The sequence below is a fragment of the Streptomyces marispadix genome (assembly GCF_022524345.1).
In the GTDB taxonomy this organism is placed as follows: domain Bacteria; phylum Actinomycetota; class Actinomycetes; order Streptomycetales; family Streptomycetaceae; genus Streptomyces; species Streptomyces marispadix.
This window is the reverse complement of sequence record NZ_JAKWJU010000002.1, coordinates 6,165,222-6,182,691: the sequence shown is the minus strand read 5'-3', so window position 1 is coordinate 6,182,691 and position 17,470 is coordinate 6,165,222. Positions and strand designations below refer to the sequence as shown.

Sequence of the window (17,470 nt, the reverse complement as noted above, 5' to 3'; positions counted from 1 at the left end):
CGCGCGCCGCGTCAACGCGCCGTGGAGCGCTCCGGCGGGCTCCAGTCGGGGCTGCGTCCCCCGAGGGCCACTGCACGGTCCAGCAGCGACGCCTCTTCGGACACCTCCACGGCCGGGCCGAACATCGGGGCACGCTCGGCCGGGCCCGTCTGGGAGAGCATGCCGACCGAGGCCTCCAGCGCGGCCGGGTCGCCCCGGTACTCCTGGCCTGTGGCACGGGCCAAGTCCCAGCCGTGCAGGACGAGTTCGTTGATCGCGACGATGCCCGCGACGGAGCCGGGCAGATCGACTCCGCCGGCTCTGGTGTCCCCCTCCCACGCCGCCTCGCTGCGCCACGCCGCGGCCAGCTCGTCGAGCTGTACGGGCAGCCGCTCGCGCCAGTCGTCCGGCAGCCGCGGCAGCGACGCGGAGGGGTCCCGGTCCGTGCCGGCGCCGAGGTCCTTGCGCGCGGCGTCGGTGAAGGCACGGGCCAGGTCGAGCAGATGCCCCAGCAGCTCCCGTACGGAATACGAGCCGCACGGAGTCGGCGCCGCGAGCCCGTCGTCGCGCACCCCGCCGAGCAGTGCCTTCACCTCACGCGCCTGCGGCCCCAGATCGAGCATCGTCGTCACTGTGCACACCCTCTCCCCGGGTCCCCGGGCACCGGCCCAGCGGCTGCCGCCCGGTCCCGGAACGGTCCGTTCTCCGGTCCCTGTGGTGACCGTGGGGCGCGGGGGAACTCATCGCCGGGGAACAAACCGGGCACAGGACGGCGTTGCCCAGGCACACCGGAACCTGGACACCGGGGACACCTGGCACCTGGCATCTGGAACCGGCGGCCTCGCCGGTACGGCAGCCAGGCGTACCGGCGCCGGGCAAGGGCACCCAGGTGCGGAGATCAGCGGAACGGGAGAACTCGATGAGCGGCGTACTCGGCTTCAACCCCCTCTCCTTCGGCGCGGAGCCCTCCGGGGAACGCCTGGCCCGCATCGAGCGGTCGCCCAACTACGACGCGGAGACCGGGTCGTTCCGCAATCCCGAGCCCGCGGAGCGGATGCCGAGAGCCGTGCGCAGCAGACGCGAGATGCTGCGGGCCCTGCTCAGCCGCGACGGACGCAGACCCGACGGGCCCGTGCCGCTCGTCCGCCCCGATCTGACTTCCCCGCCCGCCTCCGGCCTGCGGCTGACCTGGCTGGGTCACGCCACCGTGCTCGCGGAGATCGACGGCAGACGGGTGCTCTTCGACCCGGTGTGGGGCAGCCGCTGCTCGCCGTTCTCGTTCATCGGGCCGCGACGGCTGCATGCCGTGCCCGTGCCGCTCGACTCGCTCGGACGGCTGGACGCCGTCGTGATCTCACACGACCACTACGACCATCTCGATCTGCCCACGGTCCGCCGACTGGCCGGGAGCGACGTGCCGTTCGCGGTGACGCTCGGCGTCGGCGCCCATCTGGAGAGATGGGGCGTGCCGCCGGAGCGGTTCACGGAGCTGGACTGGCACGAGTCGGCGGACATCGCCGGGCTGCGCCTGACGGCGACCCCGGCGCGGCACTTCTGCGGCAGGGGCCTTCGCAACAAGCAGCGCACGCTGTGGGCGTCCTGGGCCGTCGAGGGCCCCGAGCACCGGGTCTTCCACAGCGGCGACACGGGCTACTTCCCCGGCTTCGCGGAGATCGGCGCCGAGTACGGACCGTTCGACGCGACGATGATCCAGATCGGCGCGTACAGCGAGTTCTGGCCGGACATCCATATGACGCCGGAGGAGGGGCTGCGGGCACACCGCGATCTGACGGGCGCCGGCGGTGCGATGCTGCCGATCCACTGGGGCACCTTCAATCTCGCGCCGCATCCGTGGGCGGAGCCCGGCGAGCGGCTGCTGGCCGCCGCGGCGGAGGCAGGCGTGCGGACGGCGGTGCCGATGCCCGGCGGCAGCTTCGAACCGTCCGCGCCGTCACTTCCCCGTACGCCCTGGTGGCGCGGTCTCGCCGGTGATCGGCGCACGGCAGCGGCGGGGCCCGTGGGGGCGAGGCTCACACGGTCCTGAGCCGGGGGGTCCGAAGGGGGCGGCGTACGGGGGCAGTTGGGACACCGGCGACTTCTCGGCGGCGCCGTCGGCTCACCCCTGCGGCGCCGGGCGCTGCCCGGCAGCGTCACCGTCCCGGCCGTCACCGTCCGGCCGGTCAGCCCCTCTCCCGTCACCGTCCGGTCCGTACTGCGCCGGTACGACAGGGATACGGCTCCAGCCGTAGTACGAGCTGACCATGTCGGCGAAGGTCGGCCCTCCGACGTGCTCCGGCCTGATGTGCAGCCGGTCGGTGAAGGGCCTGCGCCCCGTCACCCGGTGCGGGCTCTCCACCGCCACGTACCGGATGCGCGACGCCCAGCGATGCAGCGGCGCGAGGTCGATGCTCCGTACGCCCGAGCGGGCCGAGAGGGCGAGAACGACGTTCTCGACACCGGGGAAGGTCTCGGGCAGCGGGGCCAGGCCCGCGGCTCCCACCACGGTGCGCAGCGCCAGATGACGTACCTGCGGAAGCTGCGGGGCCTCGGCCAGTTCCGCCGTGTCCGCGACGTGAAGCGTCAGCGAGCGCAGCCTGGGCAGCACCGCCAGCCGTGCCAGCGCGTCGGCGCCGATCGTCGGCCGCTGAACCATCAGATGCTCCAGGCCGCGCAGCCGCTCGATGCCCTCCAGCGCGTCGGGCTCGGCCCGCAACCCGTCGATGCGCATCTCCCGCAGCGGCGCCCGGCGCTCGGAGTCGTCCTCCTGCGCCGCGCTCAGCAGCGGGTCCGGCAGTCTGCCCTGCACGGTGAGCCTCAGCAGCCGTGACATGCGGGCGACGGGCGTGAGGTCCAACTCCTCGGGCACGCCGAAGAGTTCGAGCTGCCGCAGCGGCAGTCGCTCCAGCGGGGCGCAGCTTTCCAGGCCCGCGCAGTCCTCGATGCGCAGCGACCAGGGCTCCCTCGGCGCCAGATGCTCCACGAGGTGGCCCGCCGTGCTCTCCGCGGCGAGACCGCTCTCGACGACGATCTCCGAGACCCGCCCGAGCTGCTCCAGGGCCGCCAGTTCGCGGCGGCTGCCGACGTGGAGCCGTACCTCCTCCAGCGGGACGTGGGAGAGCACTTCGTCGGCGTAGCGGGCGGCGTCGAAACTCCCCCAGGCGTCGGCGAGGCGCTGCCGTACGCCGGGCGCACTGTGCGTGCGGTACTGACGCAGCAGATGCAGTGCCCTGTTGCCGCCGACACGTCCGGCGATCTGCACCGCGGCCTCCGCCTCGCGCTCGTTCGCGACTTCGGCGGCCTCCGGCACGATGTCGAGTACGACGGGGCCCACGTCCGCGAGCATCCGTGCGGCCCTGTCGTCGTCCTCGGGCGGCCACAGTGCGCGCCCGTAGGACTGGGTCCTCGCACGGACCTCCGGGTCGAGCGTCGTGACATGCTCCAGGCCGGAGACGGCGAGCAGATGCAGCCGCCGCCAGCGCAGCCCGAGGCTTGCGCGCCGCGCGGCCTCGCCCTTCTCCAGCAGCCCGTCGAGCACCTCGGTGCACTCGCGTTCGCGGCAGTGGCCGAGGGTCATGCGGACCACGTCTTCCCACTGGTCCTTGTGCGCGTTGTCGACGAGCATCCCGAACAGCTCGTCCTCGACGATCTGCCGTGCGGCGAGGAAGTCCTGGAAGACACGGTGTACGAAGCTGAGGGTGCGGTCCGTGGGCTGGAGCAGCAGCCCGGTGCGCAGCAGCAGGTAGCGCAGCACGGCGGGTGCCTGCTCGGGCGCCGCCACCTGCGGCATGGCGGGCAGGGCACGCTCGATGATGCGTTCCGCGCTGTTCCTGTGGACCTCCGCGCGGCCGTTCTGGAGCAGCCAGAAGGCGATGCGCTGGAGCATCTGCTTCTCGGCGGGCGCGGAGGGGTTGATGCCCTCCGGCGGCTGGACCTCGCGTTCCTCGTCGCGGCGAAGCAGCAGCATGCTCAGCGCGGCCTCGTACAACGCCATGCGGTCGCGCGGCAGTTCCCTGTGGCGGTCCCGGTGCAGCGCGCAGATCAGCGCGCACAGCAGCGGGTTGGTGGCGAGCTGACGCAGGTCGGGCTTTGTGTGGAGGGTGTTGACGAGCGAGTCGCGCAGTTCGGTGACGGCCTGCCGGTCCCGTGCCCGCACGGTGGTGGCCACGGCGGCGTGCCATCTGTGTACGAAGCGCTCGATGTCGTGGCGGCTCAGGTCGAGCAGCGTGACCTCGCTGAACGCCGACTCCTGTAGCCAGCCCGTGTCCAGCGCGGAGGGGCGGCTGGTGACCAGGCAGTACACCTCGGGGTAGAGGCTGAGCAGTTCGGCGATCCAGGCGCGTACCCGCTCACGGTCGGCCTCCGGCGCCTCGTCGACCCCGTCGATCAGCAGCATGCCGCGGCCCGACCGCAGCACGCGCAGCGTCCAGCCCTCGGGCTCCTCGTCGTGGATGAGATGCCCGACGGACGCGAGGAACTGGCTGGGCCCGGGCAGCTCCGCGTCCGCCGTGCGGGTCAGCGTGCGCACCGGCAGTACGAACGGCACGTGCGCCGCGAGGTGTTCGAGCCCGGTGCCGGACAGCCGCCGGGTGGCGGCCGATACGGCGAGCCACTGCACCAGGGTGGTCTTCCCCGAACCGGCGACGCCGCGCAGCATCACACGGGGATGGCGCGCCAGCGCCTCCTCGACGCGCTGCCGCCGCCCGGAGCCCGCACCGCCGATCTGCCGGGTCTCCAGGCTCAGATACGCCTCGCCGAGCGGCCAGTGCGCACGGCGCGGGTCGGAGAAGTCCACGCCGAAGATGCGCAGTTCGCCGTGTTTCTCGGCCAGCCGCGCGAGGTAGCGCTGCTCGAACTCGGCGTCCTCGGACGACTGGTCGGACAGCCGGGTGAGCGCCTGGTCCACGCGCTGGACGAGTTCGTCCAGCATCCGCACGGTCTCCACGGCGGTGGCGGCGGGAAAGGTGTCGCGCCGGGTGAAGAAGTGCAGGATGTGCAGGCAGGCCAGCTCCAGCAGGCTGTCGTACAACGCCTCGCCGTCGCCGGAGAGATGGCGCACGGACGCACGGACGTCCTCGTCGGCCTCGCGGCGCAGCACGAGCGCCAGGCCGTCGGGCCGCAGCCTCACGGCCTGCACCTCGTCCATTCCGATCTCGCCGAGCGCCATCAGGGTTCCGGCGAGGGCGTCGGCCACCGCGGTCTCCTCGTCGGCGCGTACGGGAGGCTCGCCCGGCTCGTTGCGCAACGCCTCGCGCACCAACTGCTCGGCCACACGCCGTACTTCGGACTCCCCGAGGGTGCGCTTCTGGGTCCAGGCGACGAGCCGGTCCAGGCGTACGGGCGAGTCGACCAGGCCGGCGCCCGGCCCCGGCTGTGCGAACAGCCGCCGGACCAGCGGTCCCGCGACGGCCGACGAGACACGCGCGCCGATGCTGATGGGTTCCATGCGCCCCCGTTACCGCCCTGCTGCCGGATGATCCATCTGACGTACAGTCAAGTGACCCAGGGTAGGCGGCGGTTGCCGATGAGGCATCCACACCGGGGATGTCGCGCGGCGGCGGGGCGCGCGGTGGGCTCAGAGTCCGTCGATCATGTCCAGCAGGATGCCTCGGGTCTCACGGGCCGGAGCGGCGTCCGTCACCAGGCGGTCGATCACATGGCGGTAGTACTCGACCTCGTCGCGTTCCGCGGGGTAGGTGGCGCCCATGAGCTGCTCCAGGTAGACCACGTCGGGCAGTTCGCGCTCCTGAAGCCGCAGCAGCGTCACGGGCCCTCCTGCCGCGGCGTGGCCTCCTGCGGCGAACGGCATGATGTGCACGGTGACATGCGGCAGTTCGCATGCGGCGATGAGGTGTTCGAGCTGGCCGCGCATCGTCTCGGCGCCGCCGACGGGCCGCCGCAGCGCGGCCTCGTCGATGACGGCCCACAGATGCGGGGGCATGGAGCTGTGCAGGATGCGCTGGCGCAGCATGCGCAGCTCGACGCGGCGCTTCAGCTCGTTCTCGGAGGCCCTGGCGTGGCCGAGCGTGATGACGGCGCGGGCGTACTCGGGTGTCTGGAGCAGCCCGGGCACGAACTGGACCTCGTAGCCGCGGATGACGCCCGCGGCCTGTTCCAGCCCGAGGTAGGTGTGGAACCAGTCGGGCACCAGATCCTGGTAGGCGTGCCACCATCCCGCCGCGTTCGTCTGCGCGGCCAGCGCTTGCAGGGTGGCGTGCTCGGTCTCGTCGGTGATGCCGTAGATGGTGAGCAGGTCCGTGACGTCCCGCTCGTGGAATCCGCAGCGCCCGCGCTCCAGTTGGGCGATGGTCACGTCCGACGCCTTGATGGCCTCACCGGCCTCCTGGCGCGATATGTACTGCGCCTCCCGCAGTTTGCGCAACCGCTCCCCCAGCACCAGCCGGGGCACTGCCGGCCCCGCCGGCCTTTCCGGGATGCGGCGGTCGGGCATGCCGCCCGAGATCTCAGTGATGCGCATGCCTCAGCTCCCCGTGCTGTGAACGCATAGGTGTGGCCACGATGGCCATGGGCCCGTTCCGGTCCACTCTCCTCGCGGCACGCGAGGGGTAGGTTTCCACGGCACTGTCCGTCCTCATTCCCGCACATGCCCCTGTCCAGTCCCCGCCAAGAAGTCACCCGGGGCGGGACTGTTGCGCAAGTTGCACAAGGGAAGGAATGTACGTTGTGTGGCGTGGATCGGCCAATCCCGGCGGCCGAAAATGTTTCCCTACGCACCCCGGCCCGCGCAACCCGGTCAATTCCGGCCTCATATCGATTCGTTGACGCACGCTGTCGGCTCGAATCCGCACCCGTAAGCCCTCACGACCAGGAACGCACATGCCCATATCAGGTTCCCGATCCGGCCAGAAGTCCGGAGCGTCCGCTCAGAACTGGGCGGGCAACATCGTCTTCCGCGCCCGCCAGGTCCGACGTCCGCGTTCCGTCGAGGAGTTGCGGGACCTCGTCGGCTCCGCGTCGCGCATCCGCGCGCTCGGCAGCGGCCACTCCTTCAACCGCGTCGCCGACACCGAGGGCGACCTGGTACGTCTCGACGGTCTGCCTCCGCTCATCGACGTGGACGAGGCGGACTCCACCGTCACCGTCGGCGCGGGCATGCGGTACGGGGAAGTCACCACGGCACTGCACGAATACGGACTGGCTCTCGCCAACCTCGCCTCGCTGCCGCACATTTCGGTCGCGGGCTGCTGTGCGACGGCCACACACGGCTCGGGCGACTCGGAGCGGTGCCTAGCGGCGGCCGTGACCGCCATGGAAGTCGTAGGCCCGGACGGGGAGTCGGCTCGGCTCAGCCGCCGCGACGATCCACGGCGCTTCCCCGGCGCCGTCGTCGCACTGGGCGCCCTCGGCATCGTCACCAGCCTCACGCTCAGCGTGGAACCGGCCTTCGAGGTCTCCCAGCACGTCTACACCGGCGTACCCCTCGACGAGGTGGCCGAGCGCTTCGGCGACATCTTCGGATGCGCCTACAGCGTCAGCGCGTTCACCGACTACCGCAGCGGTCGGGCACGGGTGTGGACCAAGCACCGCACCGCGGAACGGGACGGCAGCGTGCACCGTACGGGCTGGCGGGGGAAGACCCCGGCCGAAGCCGCCCACCACCCCATCCCCGGCATCCCGCCCACGCACTGCACCGAACAGCTCGGTGTCCCCGGCCCCTCGTACGAGCGGCTTCCGCACTTCCGTCCCGACTTCACCCCCAGCAACGGCGAGGAGTTGCAGTCGGAGCTGCTGCTGCCCCGCGACGCCGCTCCCGAGGCGCTCACCGCTCTGCGCGGCCTCGGCGACCGCATCGCGCCGGTGCTCCAGATCTCCGAGGTCCGAACCGTCGCCGCCGACGACCTGTGGCTGAGCCCCGCGTACGAGCGTGACTGCGTCGGCTTCCACTTCACATGGGTCAAGGACCCCGAGGCCGTACTGCCCGTGGTGGCGGACGTGGAGGAGCGACTGCTGCCGCTCGGTGCGCGCCCCCACTGGGGCAAGCTCACCGCCATGGAGCCGGCACGTATCGCGGCGCTCTACGAACGCGCCGCCGAATTCCGCGAGTTGGTGCGCGAGCGCGACCCGGGCCGGGTCTTCGCCAATGAGTTCGTCGATCAGCTTCTGGCGTTCTGACGGCTCCCGCCCCGGCTGCTCGTACCCCGGCTGCTCGCGTTCTGCGGGGCCGCACTCTCACGGGAGACCGTCTTGGACGTGCCGCTCACCGTCCGCCGGTGCCACCAGTGGCGACGGCGCGGATGCACGGCGAGACCGAGACGGCGGCCGAGGATGAGATAACCGAGCATGGCGCCCGTGGTGTTGAGGATGACGTCGTCGATGTCGAAGGCCCGGCCCTGCACCAGGGCGCCCTGCACCAGCTCCACCAGCAGCATGACCGCCGCCGTCGCCGCCATCACCCGCAGCAGACCCCGGGTTCGCGGTACCAGGGCGGGCAGCAGCACGCCGAAGGGCATGCCGAGCACGATGTTCCCGCCGAGCTGCTTCAGGGTGTCCTGGATGGCGGGCTGCGCGAGATAGGCGCGGATGGAGTCGCCGGGCCGCAGATTGCTGTGCACGAGCGACTCGGACGCGGCCGAAGGGCCCAGCGTCAGCTTCGACAGTACGACGGCGAAGGCGACCATCGCGACGAACGCCACCCCCAGGATCAACACCCGCCACACCAGCGGCAGTCGGCGCTGTGTGAGCACGTCGTCGACGACGTTCCCAGCGGTCCCGGCGGTGCCCGTGGGGCCCTCAGCCGCGGACTTCCCCGCTGTCTTCCTCCCCGAAGGCTTGTTCCCCGTCGGCTTCTTCCCCGCTGACTTCCCCGCTGACTTCTTCGCAGCCGTCCTGGGAGCCGTCTTCGCAGAAGTCCTGGGAGCCGCCTTGGACTTCGTGCCCGGCGTCTTCCGCGCTGTCTTCCCCGACGGTGACTTCCCCGACGGTGACTTCCCCGACGGTGACTTCTTCGCTGCCGTCTTCGCCGCCCGTTTCGGCGCCGGTTTCGCGGCGGGCTTCTTCCCCGCCGTCTGCTTGCCCGAAGGCTGCTTCGCCGCCGCCTTCTTGTCGCCGGTCCGCTTCGTCCCGCCCGCCGCCGTCTTCGCCTTCGCGGCGTTGCCGTCGAGGAACCTCCACATCCGTACGCACCCTCCCGGGGGCCGCCTGGGTACCGTCTGGCCAGCAGTTACCCCCGGTGGGCCGAAGCATGCGCCGCCGGTTTCCGGCAGCCGCCGCGGGGCTCAGGGCTTGCGTGCGACCCCGCCGTAGACGGGGAACTCCGCATCGGTGATGTCCGGCTGGACGTCGCCGTCGGGCCGCCAGCGGTGCGCCACGACGACGCCGGGGTCGACGAGCTCCAACCCCTCGAAGAACCGGTTGACTTCGGAGCTGGAGCGGATCTGCCCCTCGGCCACCGTCGACTGGTACGCCTCGGCGACCCGCGTGAGCAGATCCGGGTCGAAGTCGGCAGTGGCGTGCGAGACGACCAGGAAGCTGCCGGAGGGCAGTGCGTCCATGAGCGTGCGGACGATCTCGTACGCGCCGCGCTCGTCGGTGATGAAGTGCAGCAGCGCGATCAGCGAGAGCGCCACGGGACGCCCCAGGTCGAGGGTCTCGCGCAGCGCGGGGGCTTCGAGGATGCTCCGCGGCTCGGTGAAGTCGGCGTGCAGATACGCCGTACGGCCCTCCGGGGAGCCGGTCAGCAGCTTCTGCGCCTGGTGGAGAACGATCGGGTCGTTGTCGGCGTAGACGACCCTGGTCTCGGGGGCGATCGCCTGGGCGACCTGATGGAGGTTGGGTTCCGTCGGGATGCCCGTGCCGATGTCCAGGAACTGCCGCACGCCCGCCTCTCTCACGAGCCAGCGTGTCGCCCTGTGCATGAACTCCCGGTTGAGCCGGGCGCCCATGACCACGCCGGGCCACACCTGCACCACTCGTTCCGCCGCTGCCGCGTCGGCCTCGTAGTGGCTGTGGCCGTTCAGCCAGTAGTCGTAGACGCGGGCCGGATGGGGCCTGCCGGTGTCGATCTCGTCGTTCGCGGTCACTGCTCTCCCCTAAGCGCGCGGTCGCCGACGACACACCTTCTCACCGAGGGCTGTTTCAAACAGGGCGCGTTCCGGCCGGAAAGCCCAGCGCACGGCGGCGCTGGTCACGTCATCGCGTCGACACCGGTCAGAGCACGGCCGATGATCAGTTTCTGGACCTGGCTGGTGCCCTCGTAGAGAGTGAGCACCCGTGCGTCTCTCAGGTATTTGCCGGCGGGGTACTCGTCTATGAAGCCGTAACCGCCGAACGTCTGGAGGCAATTGTTCGAGACCCGCACGGCCGTCTCGCTCGCGTGGTATTTGGCGACGGACGCCTCCGTGGCGTAATCCTTCGGCGAGACGCCCGCGTCGGCCATCCCCGCCACCTGGCGGGTGAGCAGCCGGGCCGCCCGAATGTCCACCTCGGAGTCGGCCAGCAGCTCCTGTACGAGCTGGAAGGAGGCGACCGGCCTGCCGAACTGCTCGCGCTCCGTGGCGTATCGGACCGCCGCGTCGAGCGCTCCTTGCGCGAGGCCGACGGCCCCCGCGGCGACGGAGACGCGGCCCCGGGAGAGAGCCCCCAGCGCGATGCCCAGACCGCGGCCGGTCTCGCCGAGCCGGGCGGAGTCCGGCACCCGCACGCCCTCGAAGGCGAGTTCGGCGGTGGCCTGGCCGCGAAGGCCCAGCTTGCCGTGTATCTCGGTGGCGGTCAGACCGGGTGCGGCGGTGGGCACGAGGAACGCTGTGATGCCGTCCTCGCTCGTACGCGCGAACGTCAACGCCACGTCTGCGACCGTGCCGTTGGTGATGAACATCTTGCCGCCGTCGATGATCCAGTCGCCGCCGTCGCGTGTGGCACGTGTGCTGAGCGAGGCGGCGTCCGAGCCCGTCCCCGGCTCGGTCAGCGCGAAGCAGCCCAGAGCGTCGCCGCGCACCAACCTCGGTATCCACTCGGCGCGTTGGGCGTCGGTGCCGTGTGCGGCGATCGTCTTCGTCACCAGCCCGAGGGAGACGGAGACGATGCCGCGCACCGCCGAGTCGCCGCGCCCCAGCTCCTCCGTGACCAGTACGTAGGAGAGGAAGTCGGCGTCGACGCCGCCGTAGCGCTCCGGAACGGTCAGGCCCAGAAAGCCCATTTCACCGAGGCGCCGGACGATCCCGGGGTCGACGCGTTCGGCACGGTCCCACTCGCGGGCGTGCGGTGCGATCTCCGCGTCGACGAAGTCCGCCGCCAGGGCGCGGAAGTCGCGCTGCGTCTCGCTGAGGCCGAAGTCCCGGTGGCTCAGGCTCATGGGGAGTTCTCCTGGTCGCGGTCGGTTCCGCCGTGCCCGTCGGCGCTCTCTGCGGCTACGGCTGCCTCTGCTGCTGCGGGGAGCGGATTGTCGGGGGCGGTCAGCGCCAGCCCTAGCTGTGCGCGCTCGGTGACCCAGCGCGTGGGCCGGTAGCGGGGGTCGCCCGTCGTGGCCAGCAGCGCCCGCTGGAGGCGCAACATCCGGGCGGCGCCGACGCGTTCGCCCCAGGCCAGCGGACCGTACGGATAGCCCAGCCCCGTGGTGACGGCCAGATCGATGTCGGAGGGCGCGGCGATGTGCCGTTCGGCGATGGACGCCGCCACGGACACGATCGAGGCGAGCATCCGCTGGGCGACCGAACCTGCGGTGTCCCGTACGACCGTGACGGGCGCACCCGTGCGGGAGGCGAGGACGGCTGAGGCGTCCCGTACCGCTCCCGGATCGGTGGCCGGTGTCACGGCCAGCACATGTCTGCGGCCGGATTCGACGGCGAGCGGGTCGACGCCGAGGGTGCGGGCCGCGGGCAGATGCTTCTCGGCGACCGCCTCGGCGACGCTGCCGCCCCAGGTGGGGACGAGCAGCAGCGGCCCGGAGTGAGGAAGTCGGCCGTCGGCGTCCGCGAAGCCGCCCTCCGTGTCCGGAAGCGGACCCTCGGCGCCGGTCCCCGTGCCGTCGCCGAGCAGGGCACGCACGGCATCGGCGTCCGTGCCGTCGCCGACGACCGTCACCGGGCGGGCGGCGTCGCCTCCCGCGGGCGTGGGCGCGGGAGCGGCGGCGCCCTCCGGGGCGTCGGGGCCGTAGGGGTAGAAGCCGCGCCCGGTCTTACGGCCGTGCAGCCCGGCTGTCACCCGGTTCGCGGTGAGATACGAGGGCCGCAGCCGCTCGGAGCGGCGGAAACCGCGCCATACGGTCTCGATGACGGACGCGGTGACGTCGAGCCCGGTGAGGTCCATCAGCTCGAACGGGCCCATGCGCAGGCCGAGTACGTCTCGCGCGACGGCGTCGAGGTCGGCTGGCGGGGCGACGGACTCCTCCAGCAGCGCCAGCGCCTCGGTGACGAGGCCGCGTCCCGCGTGGTTGACGAGGAACCCCGGGGTGTCGGCCACGGTGACCGCCCGGTGCCCGCAGCCTTCGACGAAGGCGGTGAGGAAGGCCGGGATGCCGGTGCGCGTCGCCGCTCCGGGCACCACCTCCGCGATCTTCATCAGCGGCACGGGGTTGAAGAAGTGCAGCCCGGCCAGGCGGGAGGGGTCCGCGAGACGTGCGGCGATCTCCGTGACGGACAGGGAGGAGGTGTTGGTGGCGAAGACGGTCGTACCGGGCAGGGCCTTCTCCAGCTCGGTGAAGACGGCGGTCTTCGTCTCCAGGTCCTCCCTTACGGCCTCGACGACGATCTCGGGGGCGTCGCCGGGGCTCTCCGGCGCGGCGAACGGGGAGGAGAGCGGCACCAGCCGCTCCCGTGCGGCAACGGCGTCGTCCTCGCTCAACCGGCCCTTCCGCACGGCCCGTTCGAGCATGCCCGTCACGAAGGCGACGGCTTCGCCGACCGACTCCTGTCGGGCGTCGGCGAGTTCGACGGTGTGCCCGGCGGTGGCCGCCCACTGGGCGACGCCACGGCCCATCACGCCCGTACCGACGATCCTGATGCGCATCTCTTCTCCAGCCTCGGCTCAAAGGAGGGTCCAGGGACTTCGCATGCCACCCCGACCGCGGGCCGCCGGAGGAGTCCCCCGGCGGCCACGGCCGTCAGCGCAGGTAGACGCGTTCGGGGTCCACATCCTCGCGCAGCAGGGCCAGTTCGGCTTCCGTGGGCGGCTCGATCACGCTCAGGTCGCCGGTGGTCCGCAGGTCCCAGCCCGTGTTGGCCTTCACGTCCTCGGCGGTCACGCCCGGGTGGAGTGCGGCCAGCTTCAGCTCCTCGCCCACGCCTTCGCGGGCCAGGATCCCCAACTCCGTTATGACGCGCGTGACCCCGGCTCCCAGCGGCCGTATGCCGTCCTCGATGGCGCGGTCGGGGCCGGGAGAGGTGCAGAAGTCGAGCTGCTGGGTGAAGGAGCGCAGGTCGTGGCGGCGCATCACGACGAAGACCTCGGCGGCGTTCGCCATGACCTCGTTCGCGCCGCCCGATCCCGGCAGCCTCGCCTTCGGGTGGTGCCAGTCGTCGCCGATGACGGACGAGTTGAGATTGCCCCACTTGTCGATCTGCGCGGCCCCCAGGAAGCCGACGTCGATATGGCCGCCCTGAAGTACGGAACCGAAGAGCGTGGGCATCGGGATCACCGCCTCGGCACCGGTGATGAGCACCGCGTCGGCGATGGTCTCCGGCAGATGCGAGGGGTGCGCGCCGCACACGCCGGACTCGTAGACGATCTCCAGATCGGGCGCGACGGTGAGATGAGCGAGCGAGGCGGCGAGCGTGGGCAGCCCGATGCCCGCGAACACGGCGCGCCTGCCCGCCAGTTCACGGGAGGCGACGACGGACAGCAGCTCGGAGGAGGTCACGGTCCGGGCGGTCATCGGCGGCTCACTTCCATGTTCTCGGCGGCTGTGTGCGGAACGTGCGGGACGGGAGAGGGACTGCCGGGACCACGGGGCCGGCGGGGGCGGGCGCGACGGCAGACGTGCGCGCTGGCTCCGCTCACAGCCGCCGCCCGTAGTTGACCGGGAGGCTCATCGCGTCGCCGACGGCGAGGCCGCGCCAGAACTCCTCGCCCAGCTTCTCCACGTACTCGGCGTGGTCCCTCGTGCCGTACACCCACTCCGCGAGCCAGTCGGTCAGCCTCTCCTTGTCCTTGCTGACGGCGGACCAGGAGCGGTAGAAGGCGTTGTCACGGTCGTAGTAGCCCTGTGCGAAGGAGGGGTGCGCGCCGCGCGGGCACACCACTACGGCGTCGACGGCGTGCGCGGGGATCAGGGTGCGGTTCGGGTCGGAGCGTACGACCTCGTCCTCGACGACCTCCTCGACGACCACGACCGCCTTGCGTGCGGCGTAGACGGCTTCGGCCTGTACGCCGGTGAGGCCCCAGATCTGGGTGTTGCCCGAACGGTCGGCGCGCTGGGCGTGCACGATCGTCACATCCGGGTTGACGGGCGGCACCACATAGATCTCCTCCCGACCGCCGTCGGGACCGGGGTAGGGCGAAGTGACCTTGCGCAGTGCGGGGTTGACCCCCGGCAGGTCGCTGCCGCCGTAGCTCCGCAGCGGATAGAACGGCAGCCGCTGGGCGCCCGCGATATAGCGGCAGATCATCCCGTAGTGGCTGTATTCCTCGAAGGCGAGCGGCTCAGGGTCGTCGTGCTCGACGCGGCGGCGCAGCTCGCCGAGCGATCCGGCGGAGGAGTTGCCGACGAAGGAGGAGACCAGCCGGGAGACGCAGCCCGCCGCGAGCATCTGGTCGACGACGATGTCGGCGGTCATGCGGATCACGGTCAGGTCCTTGCGGCCCTGGCGGATGATCTCGTGCCCGGCGGCGGTCGGTATGAGGTGCGTGAAGCCCTCAAGGGAGACGGTGTCCCCGTCGTGGACGTATGCGGCGACGGCGTCGCGCATCGTCATCGTCTTGTCGGCGGGCGTGGTGCGGGTCGTGTGTGTCGCTTCGCTCGTGTGCGTGGTGCCGGTCGCGGTCTCCACGGCCATCTGGCCAGCTCCTCAGCTCCTCGGTGCGGCTCGTCGCGCGGCTCGCGTGCCCGGCCGCTCGTCTCGGCAGGGCCCGTGGCAACGGTCCGGGACCACGCTCCCACCGCCATTGATTGGCGTCCAATACCGAATTAAGGTCAGTTTGAGACGTGTGAATGATATGTGCCGGGCCGGTCCCTGCACCGTGGCCGTCCTGCGCCCGGGTCCGTCCCGCCCTCGGGCCGCCAGGTGGTCGAGCCGTGCGAACCGAGCCGTACGAAAGGGCGCGACGTGGAACTGCGCTATCTCTCCTCCTTCGTCGCCGTCGCCGAGGAGCTGCACTTCGGCCGCGCCGCCAAGCGGCTCCAGATGGCACAGCCGCCGCTGAGCCAGCAGATCCGCCAGTTGGAGAAGGAGCTCGGCGTGCAGCTCTTCGAGCGCAGCACACGCTCGGTACGGCTGACCAGCGCCGGTGAGGCGTTCCTCAAGCCCGTACGCACCGTTCTCGAGGACCTCGACATCGCGACGCGCGTCGCCAAGGCCGCAGGACGCGGCGAGTACGGAAGGGTCAGCGTCGGCTTCGCGGGAGCCTCCAGCCATGCGACGCTGCCTCGCCTGGCCCGCGCCGTACGGGCCGAACACCCCGGCATCGAGCTGGTGATGCTCGGCCAGACCTACGCCAACCGCGCCCTGGCACGGGTCGCCGACGGCTCGCTCGACCTCGGCTTCGTACGGCTGCCCGCGGATCTCCCGGGCGTCGAGCACCGCGTGATCGCCGAGGAGGAGTTGGTGTGCGTGCTGCCCTCGGACCACCGGCTGGCCCGTGACGAACGGATCGACGTGCGCGACCTGGCGGAGGAGCCGTTCGTCAGCTTCCCCGCGCGTACGGGCTCCAGCCTGCGCGACGTGACCCTGGCGACCTGTGAACGGGCGGGCTACCACCCGAGGATCGTGCAGGAGGCGCCGGACTCGTACACGATCCTGGCGCTGGTGGCGATGGGCGTCGGGGTGACCCTCACCCTCACCTCCTGCATGCACATCCAGCAGACCGGGCTGGTCTACCGGCCGCTCGCCGGGCCGCCCGTGGTGCTTCAGGCGGCGCTCGCGTGGCGTACGGACAACCCGTCGGCGGCGCTGCGCAGCGTTCTGGAGGTCGCGGCGGAGGCGCTGCCGCCGCCCGGCGCGGATTGAGTGCCGCCGCGTATCAGTGCGAGGCGAATCGGATATTGGACCGGAAAAGTACGGGGTGGAAGGGTCGTCCCGACCACCCAGCAGCAGTCCAACGAGCCCAGCCAGGAAGGCCCTTCCCATGACCGCCCCTTCGCCGTCCCCGAGCGACGTCGTCGTCTGCTGTCCGCTGCGCACGCCGATCGGGCGCTTCGGCGGCGCCCTCGCGGGCCGCCGGCCGCCGAGCTCGCGTCGCTCGTCATCTCCGAGGTCGTCGCACGCAGCGGCATCGACGGGGCACAGGTCGACGAGGTGATCCTCGGGCACGCCTACCCCAGCGCGGAGGCGCCGGCGATCGGACGCGTGGCGGCCCTGGACGCGGGACTTCCGGAGACGGTGACGGGCCTCCAGACCGACCGGCGCTGCGGCTCCGGGCTTCAGGCGGTGCTGGACGCGGCGATGCAGATACGCGCCGGTTTCAGCGACGTCGTGATCGCGGGCGGCGTCGATGTGATGAGCGCGGCCCCTTACTACACGCACGAGGGACGCTGGGGCATCAAGGGCCCCGGCCTCCAGCTCCACGACGCCCTCGCTCGCGGCCGCGTCACGGCGGGCGGCGAGCACCACCCCGTACCGGGCGGCATGATCGAGACGGCGGAGAACCTGCGCCGCGAGTACGGCGTCTCCCGCGCCGACCAGGACGCGCTGGCGCTGCGCTCGCAGCAGCGCGCGGCCCGTGCGACGGAGTCGGGCTGGTTCGCGGAGGAGATCGTGCCCGTGACGGTGCCGGGCCGCAAGGGCGATACGACCGTCTCCGTGGACGAGCACCCGCGGCCGGACACCACGGCGGAGCAACTGGCCGCGCTGCGCCCTGTGCTGGGCAGGTCGGACCCGGAGGCAACGGTCACGGCGGGCAACGCCAGCGGCCAGAACGACGCCGCCGCGGCCTGTCTGGTCACCACCGCGGCCACCGCCGAACGCCTCGGTGCGGCACCGCTGGTGAGGCTGGTCTCCTTCGCGCGTGCGGGCGTACCGGCGAAGACCATGGGCCTGGGCCCGGTCGGCGCGACCCGTACGGCGCTGGAGCGTGCGGGGCTGTCGGAGTCCGATCTGGACCTGATCGAGCTCAACGAGGCGTTCGCGGCGCAAGTCCTCGCCTGCACCCGTGAGTTGGGCTGGACGGAGAAGGATCACGAGCAGCGCGTCAACGTCTGCGGCTCCGGCATCTCGCTGGGTCACCCGGTGGGCGCGACCGGTGCCCGCATCCTGACGACGCTGGCGCACCACATGCGGCGCACACAGGCGCGTTACGGGCTGGAGACGATGTGCATCGGCGGCGGGCAGGGCCTCGCGGCGGTCTTCGAGCGCGTCGCATAGGAACCAGCGGCCGGTGCGGACGC

General features: G+C 71.6%; 13 protein-coding genes and 1 pseudogene. 4 read left to right on the top strand and 10 right to left on the bottom strand.

Features of this window, described 5'->3' with window-relative positions; translation table 11 throughout:
- Positions 1-11: 11 nt before the first annotated feature.
- A complete protein-coding gene (locus MMA15_RS25705) occupies positions 12-602 on the bottom strand; it encodes a TIGR03086 family metal-binding protein (RefSeq protein ID WP_241063501.1) in 591 nt (196 codons plus the stop codon).
- 296 nt (positions 603-898) lie between these two features.
- On the opposite strand from MMA15_RS25705, the gene MMA15_RS25700 reads away from it, so the two are divergent.
- On the top strand, positions 899-2,023 hold the full coding sequence (locus MMA15_RS25700) for an MBL fold metallo-hydrolase (protein WP_241063499.1): 1,125 nt from the start codon (positions 899-901) through the stop codon (positions 2,021-2,023).
- Positions 2,024-2,095: 72 nt separating this feature from the next.
- Here the strand turns inward: MMA15_RS25700 and MMA15_RS25695 are convergent, their stop codons facing one another.
- Complete coding sequence (locus tag MMA15_RS25695; protein WP_241062538.1) at positions 2,096-5,422, bottom strand: NACHT domain-containing protein; 3,327 nt, start codon at positions 5,420-5,422, stop codon at positions 2,096-2,098.
- Positions 5,423-5,551: 129 nt separating this feature from the next.
- Entirely contained in the window at positions 5,552-6,454 is a 903-nt protein-coding gene (locus MMA15_RS25690) for a Sco1979 family transcriptional regulator (protein WP_241062537.1), read from the bottom strand.
- 359 nt (positions 6,455-6,813) lie between these two features.
- Between MMA15_RS25690 and MMA15_RS25685 the strand changes: the two genes are divergently transcribed.
- Positions 6,814-8,109: an FAD-binding protein gene (locus MMA15_RS25685; RefSeq protein WP_241062536.1), complete on the top strand. Its 1,296-nt coding sequence runs from the start codon at positions 6,814-6,816 to the stop codon at positions 8,107-8,109.
- Here MMA15_RS25685 and MMA15_RS25680 read toward each other — a convergent pair.
- The 7 genes from MMA15_RS25680 to MMA15_RS25650 all read right to left on the bottom strand — a co-directional run bounded on the left by MMA15_RS25680 (position 8,091) and on the right by MMA15_RS25650 (position 14,843).
- Positions 8,091-8,681: a VanZ family protein gene (locus MMA15_RS25680; RefSeq protein WP_308290590.1), complete on the bottom strand. Its 591-nt coding sequence runs from the start codon at positions 8,679-8,681 to the stop codon at positions 8,091-8,093. The two genes, MMA15_RS25685 and MMA15_RS25680, sit on opposite strands and share 19 nt — an antisense overlap.
- A gap of 46 nt (positions 8,682-8,727) precedes the next feature.
- Positions 8,728-9,108, bottom strand: a complete 381-nt coding sequence (locus MMA15_RS25675; RefSeq protein WP_241062535.1) for a hypothetical protein — start codon at positions 9,106-9,108, stop codon at positions 8,728-8,730.
- 104 nt (positions 9,109-9,212) lie between these two features.
- Positions 9,213-10,016, bottom strand: a complete 804-nt coding sequence (locus MMA15_RS25670) for an SAM-dependent methyltransferase (RefSeq protein ID WP_241062534.1) — start codon at positions 10,014-10,016, stop codon at positions 9,213-9,215.
- Between the two features lie 104 nt (positions 10,017-10,120).
- Positions 10,121-11,287, bottom strand: a complete 1,167-nt coding sequence (locus tag MMA15_RS25665; RefSeq protein WP_241062533.1) for an acyl-CoA dehydrogenase family protein — start codon at positions 11,285-11,287, stop codon at positions 10,121-10,123.
- Positions 11,284-12,939, bottom strand: coding sequence for a 3-hydroxyacyl-CoA dehydrogenase NAD-binding domain-containing protein (locus MMA15_RS25660; protein ID WP_241062532.1), 1,656 nt, complete (start codon positions 12,937-12,939; stop codon positions 11,284-11,286). Before MMA15_RS25660 ends, MMA15_RS25665 begins: the two co-directional genes overlap by 4 nt.
- Positions 12,940-13,033: 94 nt before the next feature.
- Positions 13,034-13,804 (bottom strand): CoA-transferase subunit beta, encoded by a 771-nt coding sequence (locus MMA15_RS25655; RefSeq protein WP_241062531.1) that lies wholly within the window; start codon positions 13,802-13,804, stop codon positions 13,034-13,036.
- 121 nt (positions 13,805-13,925) lie between these two features.
- Positions 13,926-14,843: a CoA transferase subunit A gene (locus tag MMA15_RS25650; RefSeq protein ID WP_241063497.1), complete on the bottom strand. Its 918-nt coding sequence runs from the start codon at positions 14,841-14,843 to the stop codon at positions 13,926-13,928.
- A 351-nt stretch (positions 14,844-15,194) separates the two neighbouring features.
- On the opposite strand from MMA15_RS25650, the gene MMA15_RS25645 reads away from it, so the two are divergent.
- Positions 15,195-16,094, top strand: a complete 900-nt coding sequence (locus MMA15_RS25645; RefSeq protein WP_241062530.1) for a LysR family transcriptional regulator — start codon at positions 15,195-15,197, stop codon at positions 16,092-16,094.
- A gap of 118 nt (positions 16,095-16,212) precedes the next feature.
- Positions 16,213-17,447 (top strand): annotated as a pseudogene (locus tag MMA15_RS25640) (acetyl-CoA C-acetyltransferase).
- The last annotated feature ends 23 nt before the right edge of the window (positions 17,448-17,470 follow it).